The sequence below is a fragment of the Haloarcula sp. 1CSR25-25 genome, assembly GCF_032027985.1.
Classification (GTDB): Archaea; Halobacteriota; Halobacteria; order Halobacteriales; family Haloarculaceae; genus Haloarcula.
Genome location: NZ_JAHYBW010000002.1, coordinates 485,805 through 504,253, shown reverse-complemented (window position 1 = coordinate 504,253; position 18,449 = coordinate 485,805). Strand labels below are relative to the sequence as shown.

Sequence of the window (18,449 nt, the reverse complement as noted above, 5' to 3'; positions counted from 1 at the left end):
GTGGTCGGCGAACGACGCCGTGGTCGTACACGCTTCCTCCGTGTCGTGGTCACGTGTGGTGTCGCCTGACATACCTGGACAGAGGATAGGTAACGAAAAGTAACCACTCGGAGTGTGTCTCGACACGACACACCCAGGATGGCTCTATACGGCACCGAAATTCAAGACGGTCACAGCCGACAGTGTACCCACTGTGGCACCGACCCGCCGAACCGTCCTCGCCAGCGGCGGCCCCGCACTCGGGAGTCTCACCGCGGTTTCGGGCTGTCTGGGCGCCGCCGGCGACGCGGAGGTGTCGTGTCCGCCGTCGGTCCCGACCGACACGTCGCTGCGCATCGGCTTCGTCGGCGACGTTATGCTGGGCCGGAGCGTCGACGAACGCTGGCGCGATACTTCCGACGGACCGACCGCCGTCTGGGGGTCGATGCTCGACCGGCTCCGCTCACTCGACGGCTTCGTGGCGAACCTCGAATGCTGTGTCTCGGACCGCGGCGAGCCACGGCCCGGCCGTCGGTTCCACTTCCGGGCGACCCCGGAGTGGGCCGTGCCCGCCCTTGCCCGCGCCGGCGTCTCCTGTGCCGGTCTGGCGAACAACCACCTGCTCGATTTCGGACCGGCAGCGCTGACGGACACGCCGGCTCACCTCGCCGACAGCGATATCGCCTCGGCCGGCGCTGGCGAGAGCCGGAGCGGGGCGTTCGAGCCGGCGGTCGTCGATATCGACGGACTCTCGGTCGCCGTCGTCGCCGTCACCGACCAGTCGCCGAGCTACGCCGCCGGCCGCGACAGCCCCGGCACGGCCTACGCACCGCTGGACCCGACCCATCCGCTGACTCGCCGCCGGGTCGGGAGTGCGCTGGCGGCGGCCCGCGACGCCGACCCCGACCTGCTCGTCGTCACTGCCCACTGGGGGCCGAACTGGGTGACCGAACCGGGCGAGACACAGCAGGCGTTCGCCCGCTGGCTGGTAGACAGCGGGGCCGATGTGGTCCACGGCCACAGCGCCCACGTCCTCCAAGGCGTCGAGGTGTACCGCGGTCGTCCCATCCTGTACGACACCGGTAACTTCGTCGACGACTACGCGGTCAAGGACGGCTACCGCAACGACCGGAGTTTCCTGTTCGAACTCCGTATCGAGGACGGGCGGCTGGCCGCGCTCGAACTCACGCCGGTCGAGAACGCGTACACGCAGGTCGGACGCGCCGACGAAGCCGTGGCGGAGTGGCTCCGGGAGACGCTCAGAGAGCACTCCCGGCCGTTCGGAACGGCTATCGAGCGCGACGGACTCGGGCTTCGGGTTCCGCTGCCGTGTCCGGAGTAGCGTCCGTCGTGTGTGTGTTTTCGAGACGGCGCTGGTTGGGCTGCTACCCGTCGACAGCCGCAACTGTCGTCATAATTTCGTCTACCAGCCGCGGGCTGTACGTCCAGACGCCTCGAAACGGTCCGTCCTCGGTTTTTTCGGCGACGAGCGCGCACTTGTTCTGGTCGTCGCCGGCGGCGTCAAAGGCCAGCAACCAGACCGATTCGAGAGTGCTGTCCGTGAGCGGATGAAACGTGATTCCGGGAATCGTCGGCGGCTCCCAGTCGGCCCGTCCGTACACGTGGATGTCGAGGGCCGTGTCGCTGGCAAGCGTCTCGTACCGGGCACGCTGAGAGCGGAAGATCGACAGCGACTGGAAGCTCACGCGAAGGGTTCCCTCCCCGACGCGGTAGGCCCTGTCCTCGAACTCCTGGGACGTCGCGAGCAACTGCGCCGGCGTGAGCGACGACAGGAGCGTGTTCGCGAGCGCCGAGCGGAGAAGCTGTCGGCCCGGGTCGCTGTCAGGCCCGCCGCTGTCGCCGATACCGGCTGTCGGCTCACACAGGAACGTCTCCAGCGCCGTGAGCGGGACCGTCTCGGCGAACGCGCCGTCCCGATGGATGACGGCGAACGCCTCCGTCTCTCCGGTCGGGAGGGTCCGCCAGGTGGCGTCGACCCGCTGAGCTGTCAGTCGCTCGACCACGGTCGTCACAGAGGGCGGGCCGTAAACAGTCACCGTCAGGTCGGAGCCCTCGAACCGCCGGAGGAGCGTACGGACTGTCATCGAACCACGATCAATCCTCGTGGTCTGTCCCGGCGGTGTCCAGGTCGGTTATCGTCGCAAGGACCTCCGTCGTCGACGGCGACAGCGTTGCCCGCGTCGCGGTCCGCTGGTCGGCGTCGTAGGTGATGACGCCAGCGTCATCGAGAACAGGGAGGTGGCGGTGGTGGAGCGCAACGTTGGTGTCGTCCCAGTCGCTGGCGTCGGTGTCCCCACCGCGCGCTCGTGACCACCCCACGACCACGTCAGTCAGTTCCTCGAGCGAGGCCGAGTCGTGCTCGGTGAAGTAGGCGTATATCATCCGGCGGGGCTGGGCTGCCAGCGCCTGTATCAGCGTGTCGAGTCGATCGGCGGACAGTCCGGCTGTCTCCGCCGGCTGTTCGTGCTGGTCCATGTCAGTCAATTATCCACTCTCAGTATTAACATCATTGGCCGATGTGCGGTCACAGATGTGACGGAATCCATTTACGTGCCAGTACCGTCTGTCACGTATGAACTACGAGTCCGCCCTACAGCGTGCGTACGACGTGCTACCAGACCAGCCCCGGGAAGCCGGCGAACGGCTCTCGATTCCGGACCCGGAGGGCCAGACCGACGGGGCCTTCACCCGCCTGACGAATCTGGAAGCGATCGCCGACGCCGTCTCGCGGGACGCACAGCATCTCCACCGAGCCATCCAGCGCGAGTTCGGGACCAACGGCCAGTTCGACGGCGGCGAAGCCCGCTACAACGGCTCGTTCGACACTGCCGACTTCGAGGCCGCCATCGACGCGTACGTCGCCGAGTACGTCACCTGTTCCGAGTGTGGCCTGCCCGACACCGTTCTCAAGAACGAGGACGGCGTCGACATGCTGCGCTGTCAGGCCTGTGGTGCGTTCCGCCCGGTCGCCAAGGGCGCGAGTTCGAACGCACAGCAGGACCGGCCCACGCTCGAAGAGGGCGAGACCTACGAGGTCAAGATCACCGGGACCGGCCGCGAGGGCGACGGCGTCGCCGAGAAGGGGAAATACACCATCTTCGTCTCCGGCGCGCGCGAGGGCCAGGTCGTCGAGGCATACATCGAGAGCATCAGCGGCACGCTGGCGTTCGGCCGGGTCGCATAACGCCGGTTTCGCTCACGACGCGAAGACGGTTTTCGCTCAGTCCCACAGCCCCGTCGAGAGGTATCGCTCGCCGGTGTCCGGCAGGACGACGACCACCGTCTCGTCGGGGTTCTCGGTGGCGTACTCCGTCGCCGCGTGTAGCGCCGCCCCCGAGGAGATGCCGGCCATGATTCCCTCCTCGCCCGCGAGTCGGCGCGCCGCCTCGACGGAGTCCGCCTTGCTCGCGGTCCGCACCTCGTCGACGAGGTCCCGCCGGAGGATATCCGGAACGAACCCGGGACCGATGCCCTGGATGTCGTGGCTGTCCGGGGCAGCCGCCGAGAGCAGTCGGGACTGCTCCGGTTCGACGGCGACCGAGGTGAGGTCCGCGCCGACCCCCTCCTCGATGTACTCCGAGATGCCGGTGATCGTGCCGCCGGTCCCGACACCGGCGACGACGGCGTCCACATTGCCGCCCGTGTCCGACCATATCTCCGGACCCGTCGTCTCGCGGTGGGCGCGCGGGTTCGCCTCGTTCTCGAACTGCCGGGCACGGACGGTACCGGGCGCGTCCGCGAGTTCGTTCGCGCGCTCGATTGCCCCGCTCATCCCGCCGTCGGCCGGCGTGAGTTCGAGGTCCGCGCCGAGCCCCGACAGCAACTGCCGGCGCTCCTCGCTCATCGATTCGGGCATCGTCAACACGCAGTCGTAGCCCAGCGCGGCGCAGACGGCGGCCAGCCCGATACCGGTGTTGCCGCTGGTCGCTTCGACGACGGTCCCGTTGTCGGGGAGGTCGCCAGATTCAGCGGCCGCCTCGACCATGTACAGCGCGATGCGGTCCTTGACGGAGTAGGGGTTCGCCGCTTCGACCTTGCCGAGCAGATTGTCCGCGAAGCTGTCGAGACAGACCAGCGGCGTGTCGCCGATGAGTTCGGTCACGCTGGATACGACAGTTCCGTCGTCCCGCTGGGCGTAGGACTGCATACAGCAGGGGAAGGCCGCTGGTCGCCGTAACTGGGTACCCAAAATACTGTGGTCCGAATAGGTTCACTCGGTTTCGAGTCTCCAGAAGCTTATATCGTCACGACGCGATTCATCCATTGATGCCCGAGATAACCGTCTCCGAGGGCCTGTACCGCCAACTCGCCGCTGGGAACCAGGTCGACGAGGACACGCTCTGGAAGATGCTCCACCAGTTCAAGCGACAGCACGCGCCAAGCGAGTAACGCCACAGCCAGTCGTCGCTATCCGACCGGTTCGATTAGCTCCGGCGAGTCGTTGGCGGGGCTGTTGACCGCCGACGAGACCGGATAGGTCCGCATCGACCCGTCGTAGGGGTCCAGCAGTCCCGATACGTCGTCGGTGCTGCCCCGCAGCCACGTCGACTCCTCCGACGGGCCGAGGATGACGGCCATCCGGTGATGGAGGTCCGCGACGGCGTCGTTGGGCTCGGTCGTCACGATGGTGAACGACTCGACGATGTCGTCTTCGCCGCCCGAACCGCCCCCGCTCGCTCCGAACTCCCCGAGCCCGGTCTGGCGCTGTGGCGGTTCCCACCGCTCGTACAGTCCCGCCATGGCGAACAGTTCGTCCTCCGGCAGCGCCACGCGATACGGTTGCTTGCCCTCGCTCGTTTCGACCCACTCGTAGAACCCGTCAGCCGGGACCAGACAGCGCCGTGACTCGTATGCCTCGGCGAACGAGCGCTTCTCTGCCAGCGTCTCGGCGCGGGCGTTGATGTGGCCGTGGTCCGTGCGGTTGTCGGCCCAGGACGGAATCAGACCCCACTCCATCCGCTGGATCGCGCCCGGAGACTCGCTGGTGATGACCGGCAGGTCCTGACTCGGGGCGGCGTTGTACCGCGGCTCGTATTCGAAGGAGAACTCCGCGTCGAACCGCGCCTCGATGTTCGCTCGGGGCGCGAACAGACTGTAGCGGCCGCACATGGCCCGATAGAGGAGCCGCTGGCGGATAAATCCAGCAGTGGCACGCTGCCGGCTCCGGGAGAGTCGGCCCCGCCGTCTCGAGAGCGCAGCACCGTCCGGACGTGAGTAACTCATTTGACACGCCCACAGAAATACAGATGTATGCCGCCGAACGGTCCTTCGGGAGACGAGGAGGCCGACCACGATTTCGTCTACTGTGCGTCCTGCGGGTCGAAGGCCGCCGGTTCCTGGTCGTACTGCCGCTCCTGTCAGTCGTCGCTGGACGACGCTCGTCCGCCCGAAGACGGACTAGAACAGATTGGCGCGGACGATACGCTGGACATGGACGACGCCGGCTGTCCCAAATGCGGCCACGAGGCGGCCGAGGTCGACGACATCGCGACGACCGGCGCGGGGCTCACGAAGCTCTTCGACGTACAGAACCGGCGATTCAAAGCGGTCACCTGTGCGAACTGTGGCTACACGGAGTTTTACCGCGGGCCCGATGGGGACATCGTCGTCGACCTCTTTCTGGGCGGTTGACTGGGCAGACCACCCCCGCGAATTTAAATCCGACAGCGACCAACTAGGTGACAGATGACCACGGACCCCTCGTTCAGCATCCCCGCACACCCACAGCGGCGCTTCCCGCACGGAAGCGGGGTCGAATACGAGGGCGGAACGGAGTTCCGACTCACGCCAGAGAGAGAACGGGCGACGCCGGAACTCGCTGATACCGTCGTCGACATCCTCGCGGACGGGCCGTACCGCTACGGGGACTTCCACGACCTGCCGATGCCGCTGTGGCTGGTCCGCGACGAGGAGACGACCGACGTGTTCCGCGTCGCCGTCCGCGACGGGACGGTCCGGCTGCACGTCCTGCCGACCACGGAGTCCGACGGCCTGCGGCGGTTCTTCGACCGCCTGTGCGAGACCAGCGAGGGGCAGTCCTGGACCGTGCAGCGACACGTCGACGGGCAGTAACCGGTCGGTCTGGGGCGGACCCAAAACCGTCTTACACACCAGCCACCATGTCTCCGCCATGACCGTCTCTCGCGAAGTCGAGCTAGAGGGCCACATCATCGACTCCGGGATGATGCAGTCCTGTTTCGGCATCATCATGGACCTGGGCGGCTCCTTCTCCGTTCAGGAGTTCGATATCGGCCGTCACAAGGACGAGGTATCGTACGCACGGATGCTCGTCGAGGCCGACGACCCGGACCACCTGCAGTCGATTGTCCACGAACTCCATCAGCACGGCGTCAATCCCTCGGACCCGAAAGACGCCACGCTCGTCCCCGCGCCCGACGACCAGGTCGTCCCGCACGGCTTCTACTCGACGACGAACCACCCGACGTACATCCGCCACGACGGCGAGTGGATCGAGGTCGAGGACATGGAGATGGACTGTGCCGTCGTTGTTGAGGACGGCGAGGCGCACCGCGCCTCGGAACAGTCGAGCGGTGACGACGAGGAACCGGGAGACTACCCGCGGGCCTACACCAAAGTTCTCAACGCCGTCGAGAAAGGAGACATGGTGGTCACCGACGAGACCGGAATCAAGGTCCAGCCCCCGGAGCGACCCCGTGACTCCGGCGGCGCGTTCGGCTTCATGCAGGGCGGCGTCTCCTCGGAGCGCCCCTCTGAGTCGACCATCCGCAAGATTGCGAACGCTATCAAGGAGACGAAAAAGGAGGGCGGCAAGGTGATGGCTGTCTGTGGGCCGGCCCTCATCCACTCCGGCGCGCGCGAGGACCTCGCCCGACTCGTCCGGGAGGGGTACGTCGACATGCTCTCGGCCGGCAACGGGTTCGCCGTCCACGACATCGAGCGGGACATCTACGGCACCTCGCTCGGGATGGACACCGAGAGCCTTGACCATCCACGCCACGGCCACAAACACCACATCTACGCCATCAGCGAAGTCATCCGCGAGGGCGGCATCGCCGAGGCCGTCGAGTCCGGCACGATCGAGTCCGGCGTGATGTACGAGTGCATCGACAACGACCGACCGTTCGTTCTCGCGGGCTCTATCCGGGACGACGGCCCGCTCCCGGACACCATCACCGACGCCGTCGAGGCCCAGAACGCCATCCGCGAGCAGGCCCACGAGGCCGACATGGTGCTGATGCTCTCGACGCTGCTGCACTCGGTCGCCGTCGGGAACTGCCTCCCCTCGACGACGCGGGTCGTCTGCGTCGACATCAATCCCGCGACGGTGACCCAGCTCCTCGACCGCGGCTCCGCACAGGCGGTCGGGATGGTCACCGACATCGGCACGTTCGTGCCGATTCTGGCCGAGCAGCTGCTCGAAGAGTAACGCAGGGCCACGAGCGGTCGACGGAAAGGGTGCACGCGGTGTGTCGGGAACTGGGTCCCGTTATCACGCGCTGACTTCTCGCGAGATACTTATTACTCACCACCCGATACTCCGCCTATGTCCTCTCCCACGCGACAGTTCACGCGCCTTTCAAGCGGTATCTCCGGGCTTGATTCGCTTCTCAGAGGTGGTCTTGTAGAGGGGCGGCTCTATCTCGTCATCGGACCGCCCGGAACCGGCAAGACGCTGCTTGGCACGCAGTTTCTCGAAGCAGGGCTCGAGGCGGGCGACGACGTGCTGTTCATCCATGCCGAGGAGTCGGCTGCCGACCTGCTTTCGAACACGGCCGAACTCGGCATCGATATCGGCGACGCGACGTTTCTCGATGTCGGACCCGATTCGGAGTTCTTCGAGGAGTCCGAGTCCTACGACGTGGTCAAGCCGCGAGACGTCGAGGACGGCCACCTGATTTCGGATATCCGCGACGCTATCGAGACGGTCGACCCGGACCGTGTACTCATCGACCCGATCACGCACTTCCAGTACCTCGAACCGACCGAGTACCAGTTTCGCAAGCGCGTCATCTCCTTTGCGCGCTTTCTGCAGGACAGAGAGACGACCGTGCTGGCGACCAAGACACCGAGCAATCAGATGGACACACAGCTCAGGTCGCTCAGCGACGGCATCGTCTCGCTCAGCCACGGCGACGAGAAGGCGGGCCGGCGAGTTCGACTGCGCAAGCACCGCGGCATCGGCCAACAGGACGGGTCACACGGGATGGAGATCCGCGAGTCCGGCGTCGAGGTCTATCCGGCGCTCGAACCCGAACGGCGGGCGGGGTCGTTCGACCCCGTGCAGTTCTCCGCCGGGGTTCCGGAACTGGACTCGCTCCTCGATGGCGGGCTCGAACGCGGGACGGTGACGATTCTCAGCGGCCCCTCCGGCGTCGGCAAGTCGACGACAGCGACGGAGTTTCTGGCCTCCGCAGCGGCGGACGGGTCGCCCGCGCTCGCCTACCTGTTCGACGAGTCAATCGACACGTTTTCCCACCGCTGTGAGACGTTCGGGATACCGCTTTCGCGGTTGCGTGACGAGGGGACGCTCCTGGTCGAGGAGATCGAATCGCTGGCGCTGTCGCCCGAGGAGTTCGCGAACCGGGTGAAGAGCCAGACCGCGGAGCGGGGGGCCAAACTCGTCGTCATCGACGGCATCGCGGGCTACAAGAACGCGATCAAGCACGGGCAAGACGACGTGGAACTGCGTCGACGGCTCCACGCCCTGACACAGCAGCTCACGCGCGGGAACACCGCTGTGATCTTAATCGACCAGCGCAGGGACGTGACGGGCCTGCACGAACCGACGAGCGAGAACGTCAGTTACCTCGCCGACAACATCGTCTTCGAGAACTACATCGAAGTCGAGGGCGAACTCCAGCGCGTCGTCGGCGCGCTGAAGAAACGCGTCGGCGGGTTCGAGACGGTCCCTCGCCGCTTCGAGATAACCGCCGACGGCCTGCAGGTCGGTGCCCCCGTCTCAGGGATGCACGGCGTGTTCGAGGGCGTCCCAGAACAGCATGGAGACGGCGACGGCGATTCGTTCACTCGCTAACCACAGATGGCCGACATCCAACTACTGCTGGCCGGCGATGGCAACCGGGAGGCGCTCGCCTCCGTCGTGGCCCAACACCACACGCCGGTCACGGACGACGAGTTCCGGGACGTCGACCTCCACATCGTCGACGAGTCGTCGTTTCCGAAGTACAGAGAACGGATAGAGCAGCACAAACACACGGCGGACCCGGTGTTCTGTCCCGTGATTCTGGTCCGGCGGGAGCAGACGCCGGTCAGAATCGATCTGCCCGATATCGACGCTGCCGAACAGCCACTCCTGGTAAACGACATCGTGACAGCGCCGGTGGAGACCCAGGCGCTTTTCCGGACCATCACGAACCTCCTCGCCCGGCGCAGCCACACCGAGGACCTCGTAACGGACCTCAGAGAACAGAACAGCGAACGCCGGCGGTTCAGAAACGCCGTCGAGCATGCGGGACACGCGATTCTGATAACGAACACCGACGGGGTCATCGAGTACGTCAACCCGGCGTTCGAGGAGCTCACGGGGTTTTCCGCCGACGAAGCGATCGGTCGGACGCCGCGGATACTCAAATCCGGTGAACAGGACGAGCAGTTCTACGAACGCCTCTGGGAGACGATCTGTCGCGGCGAGGTCTGGACGAGCGAGATCGTAAACGAGCGCAAGTCCGGCGAGCGGTTCATCATCAATCAGACCATCGCCCCGATCCAGGACGCGGAGGGGACGATACAGGGGTTTGTCGGGATGCAAGACGAGATCACCGGTCGTCGACTGCGCGAGCAGCAACTCACCGTCTTTCATCGGATTCTCCGTCACAATCTCCGTAACAACGGCACGACAATCAGTGGCCGTGCAGACATTCTGACGGAGCTGGTCGACGACGATGCCGCACTCGGCCATCTCGAGACAATCCAGGCGAACGTACGGTCCCTGCTCGATATCAGCGAGAAAGCCCACCACGTCCAGGAGCTGCTCGCGGACTCGCTCACCGACGGTGTACAGCGTGAACTCGAAGCAGTCCTCGGTGACATCACGGACGGGCTGGCAGCAGCATACCCCGACGCCGAGTTCGTCGTCGAGAGCGACGCCGTCGCGTCGGCCACGATAGACGCGAACGTCGTCCCGGCGTTGCAGGAACTCATAGAGAACGGTATCAAACACTCCGACGCATCGACGCCGCGAGTCACCGTCCGGACGGAGCGCCACGACACGACGGCGACAGTGACGATTTCGGACAACGGACCGGGCGTCCCGGACCAGGAGCGGCGGGTCATCGAGGTGGCGGACGAAAAGCCGCTCGAACACGGGTCCGGCCTGGGGCTGTGGTTCGCATACTGGCTCATCAGTTACGTCGGTGGCGACATCGACATCCGGACTGACGGCGACGGGACGAGCGTGGCCGTGACTGTGCCCGCGCGGTGACTGTGCCCGCGCGTTCAGATAGCGACCCACGCCGCCACGATGACGGCAGCGCCGACCACCGTCGACGCGACGGCGTGCGTTCGGAGTTCGTCGAGCAGGTCGTGGGAGTGGTCGTGGAGTTCACAGACCTCGTCGATCTCGCTGCCGGCCTCGCAGTTCGGCAGAAAATCCATCGCGACGTGGAGGAAGATACCGGCGGCGAACCCGAAGATGACTGCGTTGAGAACGGCGGATTCGGGGACGGGAAGGAGCGCGGACGGGATGGCCGTCAGGCCGACGCCGGCTGCGGGGAGCAACAGCGCGGTCGCGGACTTGCCGTTGCGTCCGAGCCGCCGGGCGGCGGCGTAGCCGGCCGGCCCCTTGTGCGAGACGATAGCCAGGCCGAGCAGGATGCCCAGTTCGGGCATCGACGCGTAGACCAGTCCGATGACCAGCCCGGCCGAGAGCGCGTGGGCGGCGATGGCGATGGTCGTCATGTCGAACGACGTCTCGACGTGGGTGAGCCGGTGGCCGACCGTGTGGGTGCCATAGCCGGTGACCAGCCCGGCGGCGATGCCGACACCGCCGAGACGCGCCGCCCCGGCCTGGCCGCCCAGTCCCATCGCCTGCGGGACGAGGAACATGGCCGCCGACGTGACCATCGCCCCACTCGCGAGCCCGTAGCCCCAGACCAGTCGGTAGGGGTTGGTCTCGTCGGCGCGTGCGCCGAGCCACGCGCCCAGTCCCATTGCCACGAACGCAACCCACGAGATAACCAGGACCTTTCTCGCGCCGCCGGTGACTGCGACGCCGGACAGGACCGCCAGGCCGACGACGCTCGCGACCCCGACGGCGGATATCCGCCCGAAGTTATTAAAAACGGAGGTTGTGTTAATAGACATTACCTAATACCACCGGAGTGTTGCTAATAAATCCATCGATGGCGGTCACCGGGTCGCCGACCGGTAGTCTCCCCAGTCGAGGACAGCGCCGTCAAGCGCCGACGGCTCGGCCTGTTGGAGCGCCCAGAGGACCATCTCGGCCACCGTCGCCGGGTCGCGTCCGCCGCCCCCCGAGAGGTCCGTCGCGACCTGGCCGGGGTCGACCGTCCCGACCGGGATGTCGAGGTCGGCGGCGAACCCACGGGCGACAGCCTCCGCGGCGGCCTTCGAGACGGCGTAGGACCCGTAGCCGGGCATTCCCTGGCGGGCGACGGCGCCCGTCGGAACGACGACGCGGGCGTCCGGACCAAGGTGCGGAACGGCTTCCCGGATGGTCGAGAACACACCACGAGCGTTCGTCCGGAGGTGGTCGTCGAACGCGGCGTAGGACTCCTCGGTGAGCGGTGTCTCGCCGGCGGTTCCGTGGTAGACGCCGGCGTTGGCGACGACGTACCGTATCGCGCCGTCGCCTTCCCGCGTGGCAGTTTCGACCAGTCGCTCCACGTCGAACTCGTCGCGGACGTCGGCTCGAATCGCGGTCACGGAGCCGCCCGCGTCCCTGATGTCGGCTGCGACCGCGTCGAGAGCCTCGGCGTCGCGGGCACAGATGACCGTATGCGCGCCCGCCTCGGCCACCGCGTGGGCTATCTGCTCGCCGATACCTCTGCTCGCGCCCGTGACGACAGCGGTCGCACTGTCCATCCCTGGGACCATGGCGGTGGTACCGCTGCCAGCCACAAGGTCGTTTCTCACCGTCGGTGGGGTGAGAGAGCGGTAGCCTCTTGTCGAACGCCCGCTACCGACCGGGCATGGACATCACGATTGCCGAGTCGACGGTCGAGGGGACGGCGCAAGCGCCGCCCTCGAAGAGCTACACGCACCGGGCGGTGCTGGCCGCGGGCTACGCGGACGGCGCGGTCGTCAACGACCCGCTCGTGAGCGCAGACACGGAGGCCACGATGCGAGCGGTCGAGGCCTACGGCGGGAGTGTCTCGCTGGCTGACGACGAGTCGACGGTCGAGGTCACGGGCTTCGACGGTCGCCCCGAGACGCCGGACGACGTCATCGACTGCGCCAACAGCGGGACGACGATGCGGCTGGTCACCGCCACGGCCGCGCTGCAGGACGACCTCGCGGTTCTGACCGGCGACGAGTCCCTCCGGTCACGCCCGCAGGGACCGCTGCTCGACGCCATCGACCAGCTGGGCGGCGACGCAGAGTCGACTCGCCGGAACGGCCAGGCCCCGCTGGTCGTCGGCGGCGGCGTGGACGGCGGCGCAGTCGAGATTCCCGGCGACGTGTCCTCGCAGTACATCACTGCGCTGCTGATGGCCGGGGCCGTCTCGCCGGACGGCATCGACGTGGACCTGACGACCGAACTGAAATCGTCGCCGTACGTCGACATCACGCTGGAGGTGCTTGACGCGTTCGGCGTCGACGCCGAGCGGACCGACGCCGGATTCACCGTCGACGGTGGCCAGTCCTATGCGCCGACCGGCGGCCAGTACAGCGTCCCCGGTGACTTCTCGTCGATGAGCTACCTGCTCGCGGCCGGCGCGCTCGCCGCCGAGGACGGCCTGCGCGTCACGTCGGCGTTCCCCAGCGCACAGGGCGACGCCGCCATCGTCGAGGTCCTCGACCGGATGGGGGCCGACCTCGACTGGGACGAGGAAAGCGGCGAGATAACCGTCTCGAAGTCCGCGCTGACCGGCATCGAGGTCGGCGTCGAGGACACGCCGGACCTCCTGCCGACCATCGCGACGCTGGGGGCGGCGGCAGACGGCGTCACCCGGATTACCGACGCCGAACACGTCCGGTACAAGGAGACGGACCGCGTGAGCGCGATGGCCGAGGAACTGACCAAGCTGGGCGCCGAGGTCGAGGAACACCAGGACGAACTGGTCGTCCACGGCGCGGACAGCGACCTGGTCGGTACGACCGTCGAGGGCCGCGCGGACCACCGAATCATCATGTCGCTTTCCGTCGCCGGCCTCGTCGCCGACGGCGAGACGACGGTGACCGGCGCGGAACACGTCGACGTGTCCTTCCCGGATTTCTTCGACGTGCTCGAATCGCTCGGCGCGGCTGTCGGGCGATAGGGCCCACCGGTCACCTGGGCGCCACGTTCTGCGATGAAAGAGTATTACGTATCTGATAGATAGACGCGCTTAAACACGGTGAAGAATAGTTACAGCACACGTTGTGACCCGAACGGGCGTTTCCGAACAGTCTCTCTGAGACCACGGCAGTCCTCTACGTCGATGACGACCAGTTGCTGCTTGATTTGCGGGCCGATATCGCCGACCGACGCGAGGAAATCGAACTATAGTAGCCATTGAAAATCAATGTACACCCGACCGCACGACTGCAGTGCGGTCGGTGTGTAAATCGTTTCAATTGTTACTATAGTAACGACACCGAGCATCGACCGGGCAGTGGCACTGCTGGATGGCTGCGGCTTCGATTACGTAGTAGTTGGTAGCGGGCGAGCCGGCTCGATGGCGGACAGATTCACCCGTGACGCCCCCACGGCGTCGCCTGACACGACGGTGGTGCTGTACGCCTGGGAGCCGTGGGCGACTGACGTAGCCGAGGCGTTCGATGCGGTTCTCCAGAAGCAGGTCAGGCCGGCGGAGACAGTGCAGCTACTCGACCGCATCAGGTGGCCCGACAACTGAGGGCTGTGGCCGCGAGCATCTACAAGGTTCAAATGCCCCCAACCCCGACACCACTGTAATGAACGGCAACGAGTTCGGTCGTCTGTTCCGCATGACGACCTACGGCGAGTCTCACGGGGAGGCGATGGGGTGTACCGTCTCCGGCGTTCCGGCGGGCGTCGAACTCTCCGAGGAAGAGATACAGAAGGACCTCGACCGGCGCAAACCCGGCCAGTCGATGATCACCACTTCCCGGGGCGAACCAGACAAGGTGACGATCAACTCCGGGATTCAGGACGGCTACACCACCGGGACACCCATCGGGATGGTCATCCAGAACAAGGACGCTCGCTCCGGCAAATACGAGCCCTTCATCACGGCTCCGCGTCCGTCACACGGGGACTACACCTACTCCGCGAAGTTCGGGACCCGGAACTGGGGCGGCGGCGGCCGCTCCTCGGCCCGCGAGACGGTCAACTGGGTCGCCGCCGGCGGCGTCGCCAAGCAGGTCCTCGAACAGTCCGAGTACGACGTCCGGATAAAGGCCCACGTCTGTCAGATCGGCGACGTCGAGGCCGGCCCGGTGACCTTCGAGGACATGCTCGAACACAGCGAGGAAAACGAGGTCCGCTGTGCCGACCCCGACGCCGCCGAGGAGATGCGCGACGTGGCCGACCAGCACCAGAAAGAGGGCGACTCAATCGGCGGCGGGATCTACTTCGAGTGTCGCGGCGTCCCGTCGGGGCTCGGCGCGCCGCGGTTCGACAGCGTCCCGTCCCGGCTCGGCCAGGCGATGTACTCCATCCCGGCGGTCAACGACTTCGAGTACGGCATCGGCCGCGAGGCCCGGACGACCCGGGGCAGCGAGTACACCGAGAACTGGGAGTTCGACGAGGACGGCCACCCGACGCCGGTCGGCAACGACCACGGCGGCATCCAGGGCGGCATCACGACCGGCCAGCCCATCTACGGCGAAGTGTCCTGGCACGCGCCGGTCTCGATTCCCAAGACCCAGAAGACCGTCGACTGGGAGACGGGCGAGGGCAAGGAGATAACCGTCACCGGCCGGCACGACCCGGTCCTGCCGCCGCGGGCGGTCCCAGTCGTCGAGGCCATGCTCGCCTGTACGGTGCTTGATTTCATGCTGCTTGGCGGCCGCATCAACCCCGACCGGCTCGACGGCCGGCCGGGCGAGTACGACACCGACTACCACCCGTCCAGTCCGCAGAACGACCCCGAGGACGCGGACACCCACGCGAAAACCATCGACGACGAGTAACATGGACGCACACCAGGAGTCCAGGTCGAACCCGTTCGGGATGGACGAGGAGTGTCAGAACTGCCCCGCGCTGTGTGAGACGCGAGCGAACGTCGTCCACGGCTACGGCGACGTGGGCGCCGAGTTCGTCGTCCTCGGCGACTCGCCCGCGGCCGGCGCCGACGAGTCCGGCATCCCCTTTACCGGGGAGCGCGAGCGCGAACTGCTGGACATCCTCGCCGCGGTCGACATGTGTTCGGACCCGGACGCCGACAGGCCACAGCTACAGAACACTTTTCTGACCTACGTGACCCGCTGTCGACATCCCGAGAGGGCGGCGACCGACGAGGAGGTCGTCAACTGCGAGCCGTATCTCAACAGCGAGATACGGATGATAAACCCGGAGATTCTGCTCCCGGTCGGACAGCGCCCCCTCGAAGAGCTGGCCTTCGAGTACACGACGATGAGCGAGGACGACCTCGACATCGCGGAGCGACACGCGACGACGATACGGGGCCGCGGGTTCGAGATCCTCCCCATGCTTCCGCCCGCAGAACAGACCGACGAGGAACGGACGGCGTTTCTGGACCACTTCAGCGAGACGCTCGGGCAGGACTACCGCCAGACGAAGGGCCGGCGCGGGCGGTAGTCAGGCCTCGGACTGGGCTTCGAGTTCCTCGGGTTGCAGCAGTTCCTCCGGGCTCGACACCGTCCCGTACTCCTTTGCAGCCCGTAGCCGGTTCTCGGCGTCCTGACGGTACGTGCCCGCCTGGGCGGTCTCCCCCTGCTCGCTGGCGTAGGTCATCCCGCTGAGCCATTCGGCGGCCTGCCAGAGGCAGGTGGCCTTTTTGCGCGCCCGTTCCGAGGACTCGGCCAGCGTCTCGGCCTCCGCCTCGCGTACGACGGTCGTGAACTGGTCGACGCTCGCCTCGAAGTCCGACGCGGCGCCGTCGAACCCCCCGCGAGCGAGCGTCGTCTCCCCGTCTTCGGCGGTCGCCAGCGCGTCCGATAGCTGGCGGCGCGCCTCGCGATATCGCGTGTAGCCGATGTGGTACGCCCGCTGTGCCGCCGCAGTCCCGCACAGCGTGGCTTCGTGGTCGCAGTCGCGACAGACGACTTTCGGCTGTGACTCCCCGCGCACCCGGTACTCCGACCCACACCCGTCGCATCTGTAGGTCTGGGTTCGCTCCATATAAATTCACCTTAGTTATCAAATACCACTCACATGTTATAATTAGTCGGTAGCTACGTCGGAACGCAAGCGACTAACCAATGTCGGGCCGAGAGGAGAGTATGACCACGGTAACTGTGCTGGCGGACCCCCCGGTCGAGGGGGTCGTGCTACAGGACCTCGCCGGCGGCCTCCTTGACGACGCAGAGGCAGCCGGGCTGTACGAAGCCATGCTCCTCGACGTCTGTCGTGCGGTGGAGATCAGCGGTGGGGAGCTGTTGGTGAACTACCGCCCCCCGGAACAGGTCCCGGACGGCGTGGACCCCGAGGCCGCAGTACGGGGGCCGGTGACGGACGCTCTGGAATCGCCGGGCGACGCCCGGTTCGAGGTGCAGGTCGGGTCGACGTTCGCCGGTCGGGTCGGGAACACAGTCACGCACCTCCTCGACCGGGAAGAGGTCGCGACCGTCGCCGCCGTCGAGCCGACCGCGGCGCTGCTGAACCGCCAGCTCATCGACAGCGCGGCGATGAAGCTCCGGTCCAGCGGCGTGGTTCTCGGCCCCGCAGAGGGCGGGCGCGTCTACTACGCCGGCTTCGGCGAGCCGATAGATTTCGCGGATAGCTACGCCGTCCCGAGCGTCGAGACCATCGGCGAGCGCGCCGCGGACGCCGGCCTCGACGTGGACTTTCTCCCGTCGGCGCCCGTCCTCGAAACGCGAGCGGACCTCAGGACCATTGTCCCGCTGTTGCGCGCCCGGGACCGGGCCGGTCGGGTCGTGCCACCACGGACGACGGCGTTCCTCGATGACCTCGGCATCCGCGTCATCGACGACGACGGCGAGCCGGCCGTGGTCCGGGAGACCGACAGGTCTTAGAAGGACCGCCGAATATGCTCGACTGCGGTGGGGTGGCAGAGCGGCCTATTGCGCCTGCCTTGAAAGCAGGTATCCTCACGGATTCCTGGGTTCAAATCCCAGCCCCACCGCTTCTCTGCGAACAATAGTGAGCAGTGAGCGGTGCAACTGGATTTGAGCCCTGGGAGTCGCAGCGCACGAGCGAAGCGAGCAGGACCGTCTCGGCTCGGTTCAAATCCCAGTCCCACCGGTTGTTTCTACGTGAATAGCGTCACAAGCAGCGGTTTTCGGTGGTGCGGGAATCCATCCCCGTAGCTTTCACACCCACGTAATCTATTTTCATCGTGACAATTCCTAGATACGATGGGCTCGGGGCTAATCGTGGCTGGCTTGATTTGGCTAATTTAGCTAAGTAGTGTCGGGATGAGTAACAATCATGATTCTACAATAATATGATTTCAACCATGATTATCCAGACCTTAGTTCCCGTTTTGAGAGACTTAGGAATCTTTGCTGTAGGGGCGACAGTAGCAGGTTGGGTAGCAAAAGAGGCAATTACTAATTATTTTGATAAAGAGTTGACTAAGTACGAAAAAGAAGTAGATAAAGAATTGAATAGATTTCAAGCAGAGCTAGAAAAAGACAAGCTACAATTTTCTCAGCTTCACAATGAACGGGCGAAAATCACTGCCGAACTATATAAGAAATTTGTACTATTTGAAGAAGATATGCGAAGTCTGGTTAATCCTGTAGAAGTTGGGGATGAGCCCTCGAAAGACGAGAAATTCCAACCCGCGGCTGAATCAGGCAATGAGTTTCGTAACTACTATATGAAAAATAAAATATATTTCCCAGCCGATATTTGTCAGACAATAGAGAGTTTGGACCAAGAAATGGAATCTATCTATCGTAAATTTGGCATATTCACACCATATCAGTCGCGCCCTGGTGACCCTCAAGAACCTGGTGAGTGGCTGGAAGTTTGGGAACGGGTAACAGAAGATGAAGTACCTGAACTTAAGGAGGAACTGGAAGACCACTTCCGCGAATTGCTTGGTGTTGACGTGGAATAGCAGAACGGTTGTAAATATTCCTACATCCCGTCTCCACAAATCCACCCCCTATCCCGTGGAGTATGGGACCCGTCCCGAATCTAATCTTGACGG

Annotated in this window: 21 protein-coding genes and 1 tRNA gene; 15 read left to right on the top strand and 7 right to left on the bottom strand. The window is 65.3% G+C overall.

The annotated features are described in order from the left end of the window. The first annotated feature begins 193 nt into the window (after positions 1-193). A complete protein-coding gene (locus tag KZ498_RS07710) occupies positions 194-1,321 on the top strand; it encodes a CapA family protein (RefSeq protein ID WP_312618104.1) in 1,128 nt (375 codons plus the stop codon). A gap of 43 nt (positions 1,322-1,364) precedes the next feature. Here KZ498_RS07710 and KZ498_RS07705 read toward each other — a convergent pair whose 3' ends face one another. Next, positions 1,365-2,084 carry a DICT sensory domain-containing protein gene (locus KZ498_RS07705; RefSeq protein ID WP_312618103.1) on the bottom strand — a complete coding sequence of 240 codons (720 nt, stop codon included), beginning with the start codon at positions 2,082-2,084 and terminating at the stop codon, positions 1,365-1,367. A gap of 10 nt (positions 2,085-2,094) precedes the next feature. Next, positions 2,095-2,475, bottom strand: a complete 381-nt coding sequence (locus KZ498_RS07700; protein ID WP_312618102.1) for a transcriptional regulator — start codon at positions 2,473-2,475, stop codon at positions 2,095-2,097. A gap of 97 nt (positions 2,476-2,572) precedes the next feature. Here KZ498_RS07700 and KZ498_RS07695 point away from each other — a divergent pair, with 97 nt between their 5' ends. After that, positions 2,573-3,184 (top strand): translation initiation factor IF-2 subunit beta, encoded by a 612-nt coding sequence (locus tag KZ498_RS07695; protein WP_312618101.1) that lies wholly within the window; start codon positions 2,573-2,575, stop codon positions 3,182-3,184. A 36-nt stretch (positions 3,185-3,220) separates the two neighbouring features. Here KZ498_RS07695 and cysK read toward each other — a convergent pair whose 3' ends face one another. Further along, positions 3,221-4,147 (bottom strand): cysteine synthase A, encoded by a 927-nt coding sequence (gene cysK, locus KZ498_RS07690; protein ID WP_312618100.1) that lies wholly within the window; start codon positions 4,145-4,147, stop codon positions 3,221-3,223. Positions 4,148-4,266: 119 nt separating this feature from the next. Here cysK and KZ498_RS07685 point away from each other — a divergent pair, with 119 nt between their 5' ends. After that, positions 4,267-4,389, top strand: coding sequence for a hypothetical protein (locus KZ498_RS07685; protein WP_312618099.1), 123 nt, complete (start codon positions 4,267-4,269; stop codon positions 4,387-4,389). A gap of 18 nt (positions 4,390-4,407) precedes the next feature. On the opposite strand, the gene KZ498_RS07680 is transcribed toward KZ498_RS07685, so the two are convergent. Continuing rightward, complete coding sequence (locus KZ498_RS07680; protein ID WP_312618515.1) at positions 4,408-5,109, bottom strand: SOS response-associated peptidase; 702 nt, start codon at positions 5,107-5,109, stop codon at positions 4,408-4,410. A 141-nt stretch (positions 5,110-5,250) separates the two neighbouring features. On the opposite strand from KZ498_RS07680, the gene KZ498_RS07675 reads away from it, so the two are divergent. From KZ498_RS07675 to KZ498_RS07655, 5 genes are all read left to right on the top strand, one after another. Then, on the top strand, positions 5,251-5,631 hold the full coding sequence (locus tag KZ498_RS07675; RefSeq protein ID WP_312618098.1) for a zinc ribbon domain-containing protein: 381 nt from the start codon (positions 5,251-5,253) through the stop codon (positions 5,629-5,631). 54 nt (positions 5,632-5,685) lie between these two features. After that, positions 5,686-6,072 (top strand): hypothetical protein, encoded by a 387-nt coding sequence (locus tag KZ498_RS07670; RefSeq protein WP_312618097.1) that lies wholly within the window; start codon positions 5,686-5,688, stop codon positions 6,070-6,072. A 58-nt stretch (positions 6,073-6,130) separates the two neighbouring features. After that, positions 6,131-7,408, top strand: a complete 1,278-nt coding sequence (locus tag KZ498_RS07665) for a TIGR00300 family protein (protein WP_312618096.1) — start codon at positions 6,131-6,133, stop codon at positions 7,406-7,408. A 117-nt stretch (positions 7,409-7,525) separates the two neighbouring features. Beyond that, a complete protein-coding gene (locus KZ498_RS07660) occupies positions 7,526-9,016 on the top strand; it encodes an ATPase domain-containing protein (protein ID WP_312618095.1) in 1,491 nt (496 codons plus the stop codon). 6 nt (positions 9,017-9,022) lie between these two features. Further along, positions 9,023-10,423 (top strand): PAS domain S-box protein, encoded by a 1,401-nt coding sequence (locus KZ498_RS07655; RefSeq protein ID WP_312618094.1) that lies wholly within the window; start codon positions 9,023-9,025, stop codon positions 10,421-10,423. Positions 10,424-10,437: 14 nt separating this feature from the next. Here KZ498_RS07655 and KZ498_RS07650 read toward each other — a convergent pair whose 3' ends face one another. Together KZ498_RS07650 and KZ498_RS07645 are read right to left on the bottom strand one after the other, a co-directional pair. Then, on the bottom strand, positions 10,438-11,304 hold the full coding sequence (locus tag KZ498_RS07650; protein ID WP_312618093.1) for a ZIP family metal transporter: 867 nt from the start codon (positions 11,302-11,304) through the stop codon (positions 10,438-10,440). Between the two features lie 45 nt (positions 11,305-11,349). Then, positions 11,350-12,057, bottom strand: a complete 708-nt coding sequence (locus KZ498_RS07645; protein WP_312618092.1) for an SDR family oxidoreductase — start codon at positions 12,055-12,057, stop codon at positions 11,350-11,352. Positions 12,058-12,152: 95 nt separating this feature from the next. Here KZ498_RS07645 and aroA point away from each other — a divergent pair, with 95 nt between their 5' ends. The 4 genes from aroA (at position 12,153) to KZ498_RS07625 (ending at position 15,907) form a co-directional block, all read left to right on the top strand. After that, entirely contained in the window at positions 12,153-13,442 is a 1,290-nt protein-coding gene (gene aroA, locus KZ498_RS07640; RefSeq protein WP_312618091.1) for a 3-phosphoshikimate 1-carboxyvinyltransferase, read from the top strand. 399 nt (positions 13,443-13,841) lie between these two features. Continuing rightward, positions 13,842-14,021, top strand: coding sequence for a hypothetical protein (locus KZ498_RS07635; RefSeq protein WP_312618090.1), 180 nt, complete (start codon positions 13,842-13,844; stop codon positions 14,019-14,021). A gap of 58 nt (positions 14,022-14,079) precedes the next feature. Then, positions 14,080-15,279: a chorismate synthase gene (gene aroC, locus KZ498_RS07630; protein ID WP_312618089.1), complete on the top strand. Its 1,200-nt coding sequence runs from the start codon at positions 14,080-14,082 to the stop codon at positions 15,277-15,279. A gap of 1 nt (position 15,280) precedes the next feature. Beyond that, positions 15,281-15,907, top strand: a complete 627-nt coding sequence (locus KZ498_RS07625; RefSeq protein WP_312618088.1) for a uracil-DNA glycosylase — start codon at positions 15,281-15,283, stop codon at positions 15,905-15,907. On the opposite strand, the gene KZ498_RS07620 is transcribed toward KZ498_RS07625, so the two are convergent. Further along, positions 15,908-16,450, bottom strand: coding sequence for a hypothetical protein (locus KZ498_RS07620; protein ID WP_312618087.1), 543 nt, complete (start codon positions 16,448-16,450; stop codon positions 15,908-15,910). It lies immediately after the preceding gene. Between the two features lie 101 nt (positions 16,451-16,551). Here KZ498_RS07620 and KZ498_RS07615 point away from each other — a divergent pair, with 101 nt between their 5' ends. The 3 genes from KZ498_RS07615 to KZ498_RS07605 all read left to right on the top strand — a co-directional run bounded on the left by KZ498_RS07615 (position 16,552) and on the right by KZ498_RS07605 (position 18,356). Then, a complete protein-coding gene (locus tag KZ498_RS07615; RefSeq protein WP_312618086.1) occupies positions 16,552-17,304 on the top strand; it encodes a hypothetical protein in 753 nt (250 codons plus the stop codon). Between the two features lie 26 nt (positions 17,305-17,330). Then, positions 17,331-17,414: transfer RNA gene (locus tag KZ498_RS07610), tRNA-Ser, on the top strand. A gap of 333 nt (positions 17,415-17,747) precedes the next feature. After that, the gene (locus KZ498_RS07605; RefSeq protein WP_312618085.1) at positions 17,748-18,356 is read left to right on the top strand and encodes a hypothetical protein; all 609 of its coding nucleotides are present in this window, start codon (positions 17,748-17,750) and stop codon (positions 18,354-18,356) included. Positions 18,357-18,449: the final 93 nt, after the last annotated feature.

Coding starts and splice junctions, on each gene's coding strand:
- KZ498_RS07705 (WP_312618103.1), bottom strand. CDS start 2,084: ATGACAGTCCGTACGCTCCTCCGGCGGTTCGAGGGCTCCGACCTGACG.
- KZ498_RS07700 (WP_312618102.1), bottom strand. CDS start 2,475: ATGGACCAGCACGAACAGCCGGCGGAGACAGCCGGACTGTCCGCCGAT.
- KZ498_RS07695 (WP_312618101.1), top strand. CDS start 2,573: ATGAACTACGAGTCCGCCCTACAGCGTGCGTACGACGTGCTACCAGAC.
- cysK (WP_312618100.1), bottom strand. CDS start 4,147: ATGCAGTCCTACGCCCAGCGGGACGACGGAACTGTCGTATCCAGCGTG.
- KZ498_RS07685 (WP_312618099.1), top strand. CDS start 4,267: ATGCCCGAGATAACCGTCTCCGAGGGCCTGTACCGCCAACTCGCCGCT.
- KZ498_RS07680 (WP_312618515.1), bottom strand. CDS start 5,109: ATGTGCGGCCGCTACAGTCTGTTCGCGCCCCGAGCGAACATCGAGGCG.
- KZ498_RS07675 (WP_312618098.1), top strand. CDS start 5,251: ATGCCGCCGAACGGTCCTTCGGGAGACGAGGAGGCCGACCACGATTTC.
- KZ498_RS07670 (WP_312618097.1), top strand. CDS start 5,686: ATGACCACGGACCCCTCGTTCAGCATCCCCGCACACCCACAGCGGCGC.
- KZ498_RS07665 (WP_312618096.1), top strand. CDS start 6,131: ATGACCGTCTCTCGCGAAGTCGAGCTAGAGGGCCACATCATCGACTCC.
- KZ498_RS07660 (WP_312618095.1), top strand. CDS start 7,526: ATGTCCTCTCCCACGCGACAGTTCACGCGCCTTTCAAGCGGTATCTCC.
- KZ498_RS07655 (WP_312618094.1), top strand. CDS start 9,023: ATGGCCGACATCCAACTACTGCTGGCCGGCGATGGCAACCGGGAGGCG.
- KZ498_RS07650 (WP_312618093.1), bottom strand. CDS start 11,304: ATGTCTATTAACACAACCTCCGTTTTTAATAACTTCGGGCGGATATCC.
- KZ498_RS07645 (WP_312618092.1), bottom strand. CDS start 12,057: ATGGTCCCAGGGATGGACAGTGCGACCGCTGTCGTCACGGGCGCGAGC.
- aroA (WP_312618091.1), top strand. CDS start 12,153: ATGGACATCACGATTGCCGAGTCGACGGTCGAGGGGACGGCGCAAGCG.
- KZ498_RS07635 (WP_312618090.1), top strand. CDS start 13,842: ATGGCGGACAGATTCACCCGTGACGCCCCCACGGCGTCGCCTGACACG.
- aroC (WP_312618089.1), top strand. CDS start 14,080: ATGAACGGCAACGAGTTCGGTCGTCTGTTCCGCATGACGACCTACGGC.
- KZ498_RS07625 (WP_312618088.1), top strand. CDS start 15,281: ATGGACGCACACCAGGAGTCCAGGTCGAACCCGTTCGGGATGGACGAG.
- KZ498_RS07620 (WP_312618087.1), bottom strand. CDS start 16,450: ATGGAGCGAACCCAGACCTACAGATGCGACGGGTGTGGGTCGGAGTAC.
- KZ498_RS07615 (WP_312618086.1), top strand. CDS start 16,552: ATGACCACGGTAACTGTGCTGGCGGACCCCCCGGTCGAGGGGGTCGTG.
- KZ498_RS07605 (WP_312618085.1), top strand. CDS start 17,748: ATGATTATCCAGACCTTAGTTCCCGTTTTGAGAGACTTAGGAATCTTT.